General features: G+C 65.5%; 9 protein-coding genes and 1 pseudogene. All 10 read left to right on the top strand.

Features of this window, described 5'->3' with window-relative positions; all coding sequences use genetic code 11:
• The first annotated feature begins 8 nt into the window (after positions 1 to 8).
• The 10 genes and pseudogenes from DNL27_RS11890 (at position 9) to DNL27_RS12200 (ending at position 12,432) form a co-directional block, all read left to right on the top strand.
• A complete protein-coding gene (locus DNL27_RS11890) occupies positions 9 to 698 on the top strand; it encodes a GntR family transcriptional regulator (protein ID WP_012399272.1) in 690 nt (229 codons plus the stop codon).
• A 38-nt stretch (positions 699 to 736) separates the two neighbouring features.
• Complete coding sequence (gene hpaE / locus DNL27_RS11885; protein WP_112235673.1) at positions 737 to 2,272, top strand: 5-carboxymethyl-2-hydroxymuconate semialdehyde dehydrogenase; 1,536 nt, start codon at positions 737 to 739, stop codon at positions 2,270 to 2,272.
• Between the two features lie 129 nt (positions 2,273 to 2,401).
• Positions 2,402 to 3,568: a 3,4-dihydroxyphenylacetate 2,3-dioxygenase gene (gene hpaD, locus DNL27_RS11880; protein ID WP_012399270.1), complete on the top strand. Its 1,167-nt coding sequence runs from the start codon at positions 2,402 to 2,404 to the stop codon at positions 3,566 to 3,568.
• 210 nt (positions 3,569 to 3,778) lie between these two features.
• A complete protein-coding gene (hpaH, locus tag DNL27_RS11875) occupies positions 3,779 to 4,564 on the top strand; it encodes a 2-oxo-hept-4-ene-1,7-dioate hydratase (RefSeq protein WP_041297437.1) in 786 nt (261 codons plus the stop codon).
• Between the two features lie 50 nt (positions 4,565 to 4,614).
• On the top strand, positions 4,615 to 5,385 hold the full coding sequence (locus DNL27_RS11870; RefSeq protein WP_112235844.1) for an HpcH/HpaI aldolase/citrate lyase family protein: 771 nt from the start codon (positions 4,615 to 4,617) through the stop codon (positions 5,383 to 5,385).
• Positions 5,386 to 5,401: 16 nt separating this feature from the next.
• A pseudogene (locus DNL27_RS12525) lies at positions 5,402 to 5,626 on the top strand (dienelactone hydrolase family protein); the annotation flags it as partial.
• Positions 5,627 to 5,634: 8 nt separating this feature from the next.
• Entirely contained in the window at positions 5,635 to 5,910 is a 276-nt protein-coding gene (locus DNL27_RS12520; protein WP_239494497.1) for a dienelactone hydrolase family protein, read from the top strand.
• Positions 5,911 to 6,186: 276 nt separating this feature from the next.
• A complete protein-coding gene (locus DNL27_RS11860) occupies positions 6,187 to 6,618 on the top strand; it encodes a cytidine deaminase (protein ID WP_112235672.1) in 432 nt (143 codons plus the stop codon).
• 894 nt (positions 6,619 to 7,512) lie between these two features.
• Positions 7,513 to 8,595: an ISL3 family transposase gene (locus DNL27_RS11855; RefSeq protein WP_112235669.1), complete on the top strand. Its 1,083-nt coding sequence runs from the start codon at positions 7,513 to 7,515 to the stop codon at positions 8,593 to 8,595.
• A 174-nt stretch (positions 8,596 to 8,769) separates the two neighbouring features.
• Positions 8,770 to 12,432 carry a hypothetical protein gene (locus tag DNL27_RS12200; RefSeq protein ID WP_162627136.1) on the top strand — a complete coding sequence of 1,221 codons (3,663 nt, stop codon included), beginning with the start codon at positions 8,770 to 8,772 and terminating at the stop codon, positions 12,430 to 12,432.
• Positions 12,433 to 12,539: the final 107 nt, after the last annotated feature.

Below are 12,539 nucleotides of genomic sequence, written 5' to 3'. Positions count from 1 at the left end.
AGGACCACATGCCCCTGACCGCGAATGCCGCACCCTCCAAGGCGCAGCGCGCGTACGACTGGATCAAGGCCCAGATCATGTCCCAGGCGTTCTCCCCGGGCTACCGCCTGGTGCTCGCGAGCATCGCCGAGACGCTGAGCATGTCCGTGGTGCCGGTGCGCGAGGCCATCCGGCGGCTCGAGGCCGAGGGCCTGGTGACGTTCGAGCGCAACGTGGGCGCACGGGTCTCCATGGTCGACGGCGAGCAGTACACCTACAGCATGGAGACCCTCGCGGTGCTGGAGGGCGCGGCCACCGCACTGTCCGCGGCGCACATCACCGCCGAGGACCTCGCCCACGCGCGGGAGCTCAACGCCTCCATGGAGGCCTCGCTGAAGAACTTCGACCCGCAGACGTTCACGGAGACCAACCACGAGTTCCACCGCGTGCTCGCGTGCCGGTGCCCCAACGAGCGCCTCAACGACCTGGTCACGGTGGAGTGGGAACGCCTCAACCACCTGCGGACCTCCACGTTCTCGTTCGTCCCGGAGCGCGCCCGCGCCTCGGTGAACGAGCACCACCACATCCTCCACCTCATCGAGACCCACGCCCCGGCGGACGCCGTGGAGCGTGCCGTCCGCCAGCACCGCGCCGCGACCCTCGCCAGCTACCTCAGCAGCCGCGAGGACCGTGGTGCGGCGCAGCGGCGCACCACGTGAGACAACCCACCGAATCCACTGATACGAGGAGTCATTCCATGGCCGCTCTGCAGGACACCAAGCCCGAGAACCTTCCCGAGTCCATCCGCCACTACATCAACGGCGAGTGGGTGGACTCGATCGACGGGGACACGTTCGACGTGCTCAACCCCGTGACCAACGAGCCCTACATCACGGCCGCCTCCGGCAAGAAGGCGGACATCGAGGCCGCCGTGGCCGCCGCCAAGAAGGCGTTCGAGGAGGGCCCCTGGCCCAAGATGCTCCCGCGCGAGCGCTCCCGGATCCTGCACAAGATCGCGGACATCGTGGAGTCCCGCGGTGACCAGCTGGCCGCCATGGAGTCCTACGACTCCGGGCTGCCCATCACCCAGGCCCTGGGCCAGGCGCGCCGCGCGGCGGAGAACTTCCGCTTCTTCGCGGACCTGATCGTCGCCCAGATCGACGACGCCTACAAGGTCCCCGGGCGCCAGGTGAACTACGTGAACCGCAAGCCCATCGGCGTGGCCGGTCTGATCACCCCGTGGAACACCCCGTTCATGCTCGAGTCCTGGAAGCTGGGCCCCGCCCTGGCCACCGGCAACTGCGTGGTGCTCAAGCCCGCGGAGTTCACCCCGCTCTCCGCCTCCCTGTGGCCGGGGATCTTCGAGGAGGCCGGCGTGCCCGCCGGTGTGTTCAACCTGGTCAACGGCTTCGGCGAGGAGGGCTACGCCGGTGACTCCCTGGTCAAGCACCCGGACGTGCCCCTGATCTCCTTCACGGGCGAGTCCCGCACGGGCCAGATCATCTTCGGCAACGCCGCCCCGTACCTCAAGGGCCTGTCCATGGAGCTGGGCGGCAAGTCCCCGGCCGTGGTCTTCGAGGATGCGGACCTCGAGGCCGCGATCAACGCCACGGTCTTCGGGGTGTTCTCCCTCAACGGCGAGCGCTGCACCGCGGGCTCGCGCATCCTGGTGCAGCGCGGGATCTACGACGAATTCGTGGAGCGCTACGCCGCGCAGGCCAAGCGGGTAAAGGTGGGTCTGCCCTCGGACCCGTCCACCGAGGTGGGCGCCCTGGTGCACCCGGAGCACTACGAGAAGGTCATGTCCTACGTGGAGATCGGCAAGCAGGAGGCCCGCCTGGTGGCCGGTGGCGGCCGCCCCGAGGGCTTCGAGACCGGCAACTACGTGGCGCCCACGGTGTTCGTGGACGTCAAGCCGGACGCCCGGATCTTCCAGGAGGAGATCTTCGGTCCGGTGGTGGCCATCACCCCGTTCGACACGGACGAGGAGGCCCTGGAGCTCGCGAACAACACCAAGTACGGCCTGGCGGCCTACATCTGGACCAGCGACCTCAAGCGCGCCCACAACTTCGCGCAGAACGTGGAGGCGGGCATGGTGTGGCTGAACTCCAACAACGTGCGCGACCTGCGCACCCCGTTCGGCGGTGTGAAGGCCTCCGGGCTGGGCCACGAGGGCGGCTACCGCTCGATCGACTTCTACACGGACCAGCAGGCCGTGCACATCAACCTGGGCGAGGTGCACAACCCGGTGTTCGGCAAGCAGGAGGACGCCGCCGCCAAGACGGACGGCTGAGCCCCGCCCACGCAGCACTCCCACGCCGCTCCCGCCGCCGCGGGCCGCACGGTCCGCGGCGGGGCGGCGCCAGAACCCCACGACCCTTTCACTGTCATCACGAGGCACTCTCACCACGAAGGACACACCATGACGAATCCCGCTGACCGGACGATGACGTCCTCGGGCTTCTATGTTTCGCAGGAAGCCCCGATCACCACCGACAACCCCATCAAGACCCCCTCCGTGCCCGCGCCGGACATCCTGCGCTGCGCGTACATGGAGCTCGTGGTCACGGACCTCGCGGCCTCCCGCGAGTTCTACGTGGACGTGCTGGGGCTCACGGTCACGGAGGAGGACGAGAACACCGTCTACCTGCGCTCGATCGAGGAGTTCATCCACCACAACCTGGTGCTGCGCCAGGGTCCCGTGGCCGCCGTGGCCGCGTTCTCCTACCGCGTGCGCACCCCCGAGGACCTCGACAAGGCCGTGGCCTTCTACGAGGAGCTCGGTTGCCGCGTGGAGCGCCGTGCGGAGGGCTTCACCAAGGGCATCGGCGAGTCGGTGCGCGTGGAGGACCCGCTGGGCTTCCCGTACGAGTTCTTCTACGACGTGGAGCACGTGGAGCGCCTCGCGTGGCGCTACGACCTCTACACCCCGGGCGCCCTGGTGCGCCTGGACCACTTCAACCAGGTCACCCCGGACGTGCCCCGCGCCACCAAGTTCATGCAGGACCTGGGCTTCCGCGTGACCGAGGACATCCAGGACGAGCAGGGCACGGTGTACGCCGCGTGGATGCGCCGCAAGCCCACCGTGCACGACACCGCCATGACCGGCGGCGACGGCCCCCGCATGCACCACGTGGCCTTCGCGACCCACGAGAAGCACAACATCCTGGCCATCTGCGACAAGCTCGGTGCGCTGCGCCAGTCGGACAGGATCGAGCGCGGCCCCGGCCGCCACGGCGTGTCCAACGCGTTCTACCTCTACCTGCGGGACCCGGACGGGCACCGCGTGGAGATCTACACGCAGGACTACTACACCGGTGACCCGGACAACCCCGTGGTCACGTGGGACGTCCACGACAACCAGCGCCGCGACTGGTGGGGCACCCCCGTGGTCCCCTCCTGGTACACGGAGGCGTCCCTGGTGCTGGACCTGGACGGCAACCCGCAGGAGGTCGTCTCCCGCACGGACGACTCCGAGCTCGCCGTGACCATCGGCGCGGACGGCTTCTCCTACACCCGCCCCTCCGAGGGCGAGGAGTCCATGCCGGACTGGAAGAAGGGCGAGTACAAGATGGGTCACCAGCTCTGACCCGCTCCTCCCGCGCGTGAGCCGCGCCCGCACGCCCCGGCGGCGGCGGGTGCGGCTCACGCCGAGCGGACGACGACGCCGCTCGCACTCTTTCCGGGGAGCGGCACCCGGCCCTGTGGGGCACCCGGGTGACGGAGCGTTGGGACACCGGCGCAGCGGCGTCGTCGTCCCCTGCGGGCACGGCGCACGGACCAACCGAAAGGCAAGGACATGCTGGAGCACGAACGCGTGGTGGCCATCGCGGACGAACTGGCCGCCGCGGAGGCGAACCGCACGATGATCGAGCGGCTCACGCTGCGCTACCCGGAGATGACCGTGGAGGACTCCTACGCGGTGCAGAACGAGTGGCGCCGGCGCGCGCAGGAGGCCGGGCGGCGGCTCGTGGGCCGGAAGATCGGGCTGACCTCGAAGGTCATGCAGGAGGCCACGGGGATCACGGAACCGGACTACGGGGCGATCTTCGCGGACCAGGTGCACGAGAACGGCTCGGTGATCGAGCACGGGCAGTACTCGAACGTGCGGATCGAGGTGGAGCTCGCGTTCGTGCTCAGGGACGAGCTGCGCGGGCCGCACACGAGCATCTTCGACGTGCTGCGGGCCACCGAGTACGTGGTGCCGGCGCTGGAGATCCTCAGCTCGAGGGTCCAGATGGAGGGCCGCACGATCGTGGACACCATCTCGGACAATGCCGCCCTCGGCGGGATGGTCTACGGCGGCAACCCCGTGGCTCCGGACGCCGTGGACCTGCGGTGGGTCTCCGCGCTGCTGTACCGCAACGAGACCCTGGAGGACACGGGCGTGGCCGCGGCCGTGCTCAACCACCCCGCGAACGGCGTGGCGTGGCTCGCCAACAAGCTGGCCGCGCACGGGGACGCGCTGGAGGCCGGGAGCATCGTGCTGGCCGGGTCCTTCACCAAGCCCATGTGGGTGCACCCCGGGGACACCGTCCACGCGGACTACGGAGAATTGGGAGCCATCACGTGTCGCTTCGAGTGAACGAGCTGATCCACACCTTCCGCGCTGAGGGCGCCGCCAACCTGCCGGGCGTGCTGCCGAGCCTCAAGGACCTCTTCGCGCTGCCGCGCACACCGGAGGACCCGGTCACGGGTATTTTCCTGTCCTCCGGTGATCCGACCGCGGCGGAGATCTGCGCGAGTGCGGGCTTCGACTACCTCCTGGTGGACAGCGAGCACTCGCCCCTGTCCCTGGAGTCCATCCAGGCGCAGCTGCGCGCGATCGCCGGGTACCCCACCCTGTCCGTGGTGCGGGTGCCGGACAACGACGAGGTCATCATCAAGCAGTACCTGGACCTCGGGGTGCAGTCGCTGATCGTGCCCATGGTGGACTCCGTGGCCGAGGCGGAGGCCGCAGCCCGGTCCGTGGCGTACCCGTCCGCGGGCGTGCGCGGCGTGGGTGCGGCACTGGCGCGTTCCGGGCGCTGGGGTGGGATCCCTGGCTACCTGCCGCGGGCCCGGGAGACCATCACCCTTGTGGTGCAGGCGGAGTCTGCCGCCGCCGTGGCGGGCATCGAGGAGATCGCCGCGGTGGACGGGGTGGACGGCGTGTTCGTGGGCCCCTCAGACCTCGCCGCCTCCATGGGGCTGATCGGGCAGCAGACCCACCCGGACGTCGTCGCCGCCGTGAAGCACGTGATCACCGCGGTGCAGGCGGCGGGCAAGTTCGTGGGCGTCAACGCGTTCGCGCAGGACCAGGCGCGGGACTACCTCGCCGCGGGCGCGGACTTCGTGAACGTGGGCGCCGACGTCGCCCTGTTGGCTTCCGGGGCGCGGAACCTGGCGGGGGCGTTCCGGGGCTGAGCCCTCCGGGGCATGAATGAACCCCGGCCGCATAGCCGGGTGGGGCTACGAGGTCGTCGTCCCGGACCTGTACTTGGACGGCAGGGCGCGGCGGCACCTGGTTGCCACGATCCGTGCCCTGAGCACGGGTAAGGGCAAGGCGCTGGTGGACATCGAGACCAGCCTGCAGTGGCTGCTCGCCCAGCCGGAGACCACCGAGGCCGTGGGCATCATCGGCTTCTGCATGGGCGGGGGCTTCGCGCTGCTGACGTGCGACCGGGACCGCTACGCCGTGGCGAGCGTGAACTACGGAACCGGGGTGCGGCGCAGAAGCTGGAGGCAAAGCTCGACGCCGCCTCGGTGGGGTACGACATCCAGGAGTACCCGAGCGCGGGGCACGCCCTTCTCAACGACTCGATGCCGGGACCTGCCGCCCTGGCCCCGCTGTGGCACGTGGCGGGTTTCGGGGGCACCCGAGAGGACCGCGAGCACGCGTGGCGGAGGATCGAGGACTACTTCGCGGCGCACCTGAGTGCTTCTGCGTAAGTGTCTGACGACATGACCGGGCAGAGGGCGTGGTGTGCAGTGCGTCGTCGCGCATGGGTGTATGCACGTGGAACCGGAACCGGAACCGGAAGGACCAGACCGCACGCAAGTGGGTGCCTCACATAAGCGCGGAGGCCCCAGTAGGGCCTCCGGCAGACAACGCCCCGGTGACCGGTTCGTCGTGATGACCACGATATTGGCGGAGATTCCGGGTGTCCAGGAACGCGCTCACGCGGGTACCGCAAAGGTGTCCTGGCGCCAGCCTAGAGTTCCAGTATGAAGCGGGAGCAACTGGATGAAACCGTCAACGCCTGTCTGAATCTGATGGAAGTTCGCTTTCCTCAGGGCGACCAGCGCGGGGCTGCCGCGATGCTGCTCGCGGATGGGACCGTTCTCACCGGCACCGCTCCGGATGCGGTGAACCCGGCGGTGGAGGTGTGCCACGAGATCGAGCCCTACGCGGCGGCGTTCCGGCTCGACCAGGAGATCGTGGCCTCTGTGTGCTTGCACCGGGATGAAGCGGGAAGGTTCCTGGTCCTCAGCCCGTGCGGCGTGTGCCGGGAGAGGCTGGCCGTTCACGGACCCGACGTGCTGGTGGGTGTCGCGGCGCCGGACGATCCCACGCAGCTTGTGTGGAAGTCGTTGCGCGAGGTGCTGCCGGACTACTGGATGACTGTGTTCCCGGGTGAGGCTACCGGCGGCTGGTGATGGAGCAGTGTCCACGGGGCGCAGGCATCGAGACCTGCGCTGAGAAGACCGTAGATTGCCAAATGGATTGCCGGGGATGAGGATTTCCAGTGTTTTTGCCGCGTTGGTGACCGTACTTGTCCTGGCGTGTGGTTTCGTTGTCGTCGTGCCGCGATCCCCGGGCGGGTACGTGGGGCTGGTGACCGCCGGGACCTTTGGGGCGGGCGTGTTCTACGGGCGTCCCACCCAGCGGCTGCTCGCCCACCAGTGGCGACGAACAGCTCTGGGGTCCTCGATGATTCGCTGGACCAGGCCACGTTCGCTGGCCCGAGTGCTGGACCGGGCGCGGTGGAACCGGCAGGTACGTCGCCCCATCAGGTCCTTCACCGACCTTGATCCGTTCAGGTCTGATGCCGCCGGGTCGCTGGTCAGTCACGCTGTGTCGCTTGCGATCCATCTGCTGGCCGCAGCTGCTCTCACGGTCTCCGCTCATCCCTGGTGGGCCATGGGTTGCTTGGGTTTGGGGCTGGTGGTCCACGGGTGGCCGTGCCTACTTCAGATTGAGGTGCTGGTACGACTGGATGAACTCCGCGCCAAAGCACGAAGACGCGGCCGGGGAGGATTCCTCTACTAGCTGTTGCGGGTCATGACGTTGTGGTCTCTGGGGGTGAAACTTCACGCATGTGAATAACGCAAACGAAAATTATCCAGACCGGGTAGCAGCTCTTCCGTGCACGACGGTCGGTCATCCCGGACACGGCTGGGAGACTCAGGGTATGAGTCGTCATGAAACCGGCCCTTCACAGATGAGGGTGTAGCTGTGGTGCGACCTGGGGCGGCGCGTCGGTGTCGGGGTGAGGGTCGAGGTCTTCCGATGATGGGAGTTCTCACACAACCCGTCCGGAAGACCTCGACGTGCCTGACGCTACCTTCACGCGCCCTGACCTGACTACCTTCACCCGCCTCGACGGCCTCGGTCTGGAGGTCACCGGCCAGCTGCTCGAGCCTGACCGGTCCCTGCTGGCGTGCCGGGTCGTGGAGCCGGACGACTGGTGCAGGCGGTGCGGCTGCCAGGGCGTGCCCCGTGACACGGTGAGCAGGGAGTTGGCGCACGAGCCGTTCGGGTGGCGCCCTACCACGCTGGTGCTCACCGTGCGCCGCTACCGCTGCAAGGAGTGCTCGCACGTGTGGCGGCACACCCGGCGCGGTGACAAGTACGTCACCGTGATCATCGACCTCATCCCGGTCCGGGACGGCACCGGGCCCTCACGCCTGCTGGACGTGGTCGAAGGTCGGTCGAAAAAGGCGTTCAAGGACTGGCTGGCCGAGCGGGACCAGGCTTGGCGCGATGGGATCGAGGTCGTGGCCATGGATGGGTTCGCGGGCTTCAAGACCGCCACCACCGAGGAGCTGCCGGACGCCGTCACGGTTATGGATCCCTTCCACGTCATCCGGTTGGCCGGGGACGCTCTCGATGAGTGCCGCCGCCGAGTCCAGCAGGAACTGCACGGACACCGCGGACGCAAGGGCGACCCGCTCTACACCGCGCGGCGGACCCTGCACACCGGGGCTGACCTGCTCACCGACCGCCAGCACGAGCGCCAGCACGAGCGCCTTGACAAGCTCTTCGCTGGGGACCGGCACGTGCAAGTCGAGTGCACCTGGGGGATCTACCAGCGCATGATCTCCGCCTACCGTCACCCCGACCGGGCAGCCGGCCGCGTCGAGATGAGCTCCGTGATCGACGCCCTCGCCGACAGTGTGCCTGAGGCGTTGGTAGAACTGCGCAAGCTCGGCCGCACCCTGACCAGACGCGCCTGCGACGTCCTGGCCTACTTCGACCGGCCGCGCACGAGCAACGGACCTACCGAAGCCGTGAACGGTCGCCTCGAGCACCTGCGTGGCCTGGCCCTCGGCTTCCGCAACCTCACCAACTACATCGCCCGCGCACTCCTCGAAGCCGGCGGATTCAGACCACACCTACACCCCGAATTGTGAAGAGCCCGTAAACCTGCCTGTCACCGCACTAGTGTGGACTCAGGAGAGTCAGGAGAGGCACGCTTCATGGCACGTAACGAGGGTCTACCCCACCTGGCGGGGGCTAGCGAGCTTGAGCGCTGGGCCGATACTCGGTCTGCGCAGGCAGGCCTCCCGATCCTGGTGCGCCGCCTCGTGCGAGCCGAGAACGATCAGGTCCAACGCGTGGAGATGCGAGGTGGAGATGGTGTTGGGCTGACGGGGTACGACGGGTTTGTTGAAGCGACTCGGTCAACCCCGTTTGTGCCCGACGGTTTGAGCGTCTGGGAGATGGGTGTCAGCGGCGATCCAGAAAAGAAAGCGCAGAGCGACTATCGGACTCGCACGAAGAACCCAAACGGCATCGACCGAGCACACACGACTTTCGTGTTCGTCACCCCCCGGCGTTGGGAAAAGAAGAAGACGTGGGAGCAACGTCGGCGTGACGAAAAAGTGTGGCGTGACGTTCGCGTCCTCGATGCAGATGACATAGAGCAAGCACTCGAGGTCTCTCCAGCGGTACAAATTTGGTTGTCGGAACTACTCGGCATGGATCCGTTTGGTGCGACTTCGATCGAGGACTGGTGGGACCGGTTCTCGCGAGGCTTTGATCCCAAGCTGACAAGCACTGTCGCGTTGGCCGGGCGGGAAGACCAAGCTGCATCGTTAATACGCCGCCTTGCGGACGAGGTCGGCCGAACCTTTATCCGTGCGACGAGCATCGACGACGGCCTCGCCTTCGCGGTGTGCTCGATGACGATGATGGAACCGGATAAATCCGAACCCATGCTGGCTAAGTCCCTCCTGGTTCACGATGGTGCGACGCTCCGCCGGCTGGAGCGAACGTCAAGCTTGCTCATTCTTCTGCCGTACGAAGAGCGTCTACAGCGGGACGCACATCTAATCAATAATCACCACGTCGTGTTCGTGACCACTGAATCTGACGGAGACGTCGACGTCGAGCTTCCGCCGCTGAACCACCTGGCTCTTAGGACGGCCCTCAAGGAGGCAGGGGTGCCTGACACCGACCTTGATCGGTATATGCGAGCCGGGAACAAAAGTCTCGTCGCGTTACGACGGGTCTCTACTCAGTCGCGTGAGCCCAAGGCGTGGGCTGCTGACCTTGCGGATAGACCGGTCCGTCGCTTTTGGCTTGCCGGAGCGTGGAGTCAAACACGCAGCGGAGACGCCGAAGTGATTGAGGCGCTCATCGAAACCGGCGTCGAAGAGCTCGAAGAGCGGCTTGCCGCTGCGATTCGTCAACCTGACCCTCTCTTCACGAAAGTCGGCGCTACTTGGGCCGTTGCCGCACCAATGGATTCATGGCAAATGGCTCGTCAGGTCATCTCAGACCGGGACCTCGATGCTCTTGAACGTGCGATTCAGACAGTCTTGGGTGCAGTCGATCCTCGACTAGAGCTTCCGGCGGAGGATCGCTGGCTCGCGGAGATACACGGGAAAAGTCGGATCCACTCCAACGATCTCCGGAAGGGACTGGGTCGTTCGCTGGCACTGCTTGGCACACGCGGGGATGAGCTCCGGTTGTCCAGGGGGCGATGTGCCCGCCAATGGGCTGAGCGTGTCGCATGGAATTTGTTCGAGCGGGCAACCCAGGACGAGTCAGCCCAACTGTGGACTTCGCTAGAGGACGTTGTGCCGTTGCTGGCTGAAGCAGCACCGGACCCATTCCTGCGGGCGTTGTCTCAGAGCACCAGCGGCACCAAACCGCTCGCTGGAAAACTATTTCAGGACGTTGATCAACACTGGAACGCGGGTAGTCCTCACACTGGTTTTTTGTGGGCCCTGGAGGGGCTTGCCTGGTCTGAACAGTACATGGGCTACGCCGCCGAGGTATTAGCGCAACTCGCAGAAATCGATACAGGAGGGCGACTTAGTAACCGGCCGTCCGCCAGCCTCGAGGCAATTTTCAGGCCCTGGCATCCGCAATCCGCCGCGTCGATGGCGACGCGCGTGCAGACGCTCGACGTCCTAATTCGGCGCCATCGTGAAGTCTCCTGGAAGTTGCTGATCGACCTAATCCCCAAACCGTCGGTGGTCGCCTTTCAGAGCCACCGCCCTCAGTTTCGCGCCTGGGGCGGTCCAAGTGAACCAAGCGTCCCACGCCCGGAAGTCATCGAAATGGTCGAGGCAGTCGTTGATCGAATACTGATGCTCGCAACGGAAGAACCGAGCAGATGGGTCTCTGTCCTGCCAAAGCTCCGTCAAATGCCACCTGAGTCGCGCCGGCGCGCTCTGGATGCCCTGGGGACGCTCGATCCCGCGAACCTAACCCGCGATGAAAGGCTGCCACTCTGGGAGGCGATCGATCGCCTTGTACGTCGATCTGGAGAGAGCAATAAGGCTGAAAGGTCTCTGGATGAGGAGTCTCTGAATGCGCTTATTAACCTCCGTGACCGGGTGAAGCCCGATCTGCCAAGTGACGTTCATCGGTGGCTATTTGACGATTGGCATCCGAGTATCGGTATTTCAGCGGCAGACAACCTCGAAAAGTATGACGTCGCGCTGAAGGCTGCTCGTCAGCAGGCGGTCCTCGAGGTACTGGAGAGCGAAGGGTGGGAGGCGGTGGTTGCCTTAGCGGCCGCCGTAGAGCTTCCCTGGGCGGTAGGTTTCTCACTAGCTCACGTGAGTAATGTCAACGATGTTGGCGCGCTTGCGCTTCTCGAGGGTCCGGATCGTTCCCAGGTCCAGTTCGCGGAAGGTTACGCACGGGGGCGTTTCGCCGGTGATTTCGACAGCATCCAAGGGTGGGTTGAACGATTCGCCGGGCACCCCGTGCTCCAAGCTCGACTGCTTCAAATGAGCGATGATGTCGAGAGTGCCTGGCGACTGCTAGCTGAGCATGAACCGGAAGTCGACTCGGCTTATTGGTCTGAGTTCATGCCTTTTGGGCGCGGAGCGGATTTTCCCTTTGTCAACGAAGCCGCGCGAAAATTGATCTTGCACGGCCGTGTTGCCATGGCCCTCGACACTCTGAGCATGTATGCCACGCACCAGTCTGATCTAGATTCTGATCTGATCATTCAGGCGTTGAAGACTCTTGGAACGCAGGAAGATCCAGAAGCCGCGCGCGTGTCAAGCTACGACATCTCAAGACTGATCCAGTACCTCAAGGAAGAGGGTGTCGATGAGGAGAAAATTGCAAGCCTGGAATGGAAGTACCTTTCGCTCCTCGATGACGATTCCCGAACGTTGACGTTGGAGAGTCTTCTTGCTCGCAATGCTCGAATCTTCGTCGAGTTAGTGGAGCTCATCTTTCGAGGCGCCAACGATGACGCAGATAGCCAACCGCAGAGCGGTAAATCCATGCTCGCCTCGAATGCATATCGGCTTCTTCGTGAATGGAAAATCGTCCCTGGTACCCAGGCGGATGGCACCGTGGACGGATCTGCCCTCAATGAATGGCTGGCAGAAGCGCGCAGACTTCTCGCCGAAGCTGACCGACTCGATGTCGGCGAGCTCCAGATCGGAGAGGTTTTCGCGCATGCTCCAGAAGACCCAGATGGCACTTTCCCCACCCTTCCAGTCAGGGAAGCTCTCGAAACGTATCCGAACAACCGTTTGGAGCGTGGATTCAGTACCGGCCTATTCAACAAGAGAGGTGTCACGTCACGAGGGCTGACGGACGGCGGGGCGCAAGAGTATGCCCTGGCAGCCAAGTACGAATCATGGTCCATCGCTGTGCAAGCTACGCACCCCAGGACGGCTTCGGTATTGAGAGACATGGCAGAGACTTATCGCGATGAAGGTCGGCGCAATGACGAGGAGGCGAGGCGTTACCTAGAAGGCCTCGACCTCTAACAAGCCCGGTCCGCGGAGCGCGCAAGCTACGGGTAAGTCGACTTTGCGGGCCCTTCACAGATGAGCATGGGTAGCCGGGTGCGTGGGGGCGTTTCGGAGCGCGTGTT

It is taken from the genome of Kocuria sp. BT304 (genome assembly GCF_003290245.1).
Taxonomy (GTDB): Bacteria; Actinomycetota; Actinomycetes; order Actinomycetales; family Micrococcaceae; genus Kocuria; species Kocuria rhizophila_A.
Note: the sequence above shows the minus strand (reverse complement) of the source record. Positions and strands in the feature narration are given on the sequence as shown.